At 70.0% G+C, this 1,301-nt stretch carries 2 protein-coding genes; both read left to right on the forward strand.

What is annotated here, in order from left to right; translation table 11 throughout:
• The first annotated feature begins 587 nt into the window (after positions 1 to 587).
• Positions 588 to 929 (forward strand): STAS domain-containing protein, encoded by a 342-nt coding sequence (locus E1289_RS38775; protein ID WP_165970787.1) that lies wholly within the window; start codon positions 588 to 590, stop codon positions 927 to 929.
• 197 nt (positions 930 to 1,126) lie between these two features.
• Positions 1,127 to 1,301 (forward strand): maltotransferase domain-containing protein (locus E1289_RS37645; RefSeq protein WP_131988961.1); only part of this gene is annotated, 175 nt, incomplete at its 3' end.

Below are 1,301 nucleotides of genomic sequence, written 5' to 3' on the forward strand. Positions count from 1 at the left end.
GGTCGATGGGGGCGGCGGGGTCACTGGCGATCAGATGGACGACCGTGCCCGGGGCCATGCCCGCCATGTGGCCGCGCAGTTCCAGCAGGAGGCGCACGCAGGAGCGGTCTCCGCCGTCGATGACCACTGGATCCGCGCTCATCCCGCCTCCCCGGTTCCCCGATCGCGAAGTTGGCAGTCCACAGGGTGAAATATAGGGGTTTGCCATGACAAAGCGATGCGGCCCCGGCCGGGCCGACGACGCGCTGCCCCACCCCGTCCGGCGGTGCGGGGCCGGGCCACTCAGCGTCCGGTTCGTCTTCCATCAGGGAAATTTCAGGAAAGAGGATGATCCTTGGGTCAGGGGCCCGCGGAGCGCGCGGCAAGGCCGGGCGGCACGGGCGGCCGGCCCCCTGAAAGCGACAAAACAGGATCTATCAACGATGAACAGGATCGGCGGGGATATGGGTGATCGCCTCCCTAGACTTGACCGTCCCTTGAAGGTTCCGTCCGGTCCCGGGGCTTACAGTCGCAGTGAGGTACCCCCCGTTGTCATTCAGGTGAGGGAACCGGCGTTGGGGCGGAGCATGAATCTCGGTGTGGCGCGAGTGGAGAGCACACGGACCTGCGGAACGCTGACGTTCCCGGCCGAGGTGGACCTCAGCAACGGCGAGGCGATCCTCCGGCAGGCCGAGCGGCTCCTCGACTCCGGGACGCCGGCCCTGATCCTCGACCTCACCCGCTGCACGTTCTGCGACTCCAACGGCCTCAACGTGATCACGCGCTCCCAGATGCGGGCGACCGAGCTGGGCGTCCCGATGTGGGTGGTGCTGCCGCCGCGCGGCATCGTCCGGCGGGTCTCGGACGTGGCGGGCCTGCAGCGCCGGGTCGCCATCGCCCCGGACGTGGAGACCGCCCGCGAGGCGCTCGCGTCCACCGCCCCCCACTGAGCACGGGCACCCTGGTCACGCACCCCTGAACGTCCCGCCACGCCGTGGAACGGGCAGCCGGGGCGGGGCGGGAACGTACGGGCATCTCTTTGCGTGATCTTGTGGTGGCGCTGATGGCGGGGAGTTGCGGACGGGGCATGGATGCCATGGAGCGCGGGGCGCGGTGCCCCGGCATCGCCGACGCGCGGGAGCGGCACATGCAGGTGAAGCTGGAATCGGAACTCGGGCGCATCCCGATTCTGGACGTGGCGCCGGTGGTGGGGTGTGGCAGGTGGCCGGCCAAGGCCGTGGTGGGTGAGACGGTCGAGGTGTCGGCGACGGTGTTCCGTGAGGGGCACGAGATGCTGGGCGCGGCGGTGGTGCTGCGCACGC

It is taken from the genome of Actinomadura sp. 6K520, assembly GCF_004349245.1.
GTDB lineage: Bacteria > Actinomycetota > Actinomycetes > Streptosporangiales > Streptosporangiaceae > Spirillospora.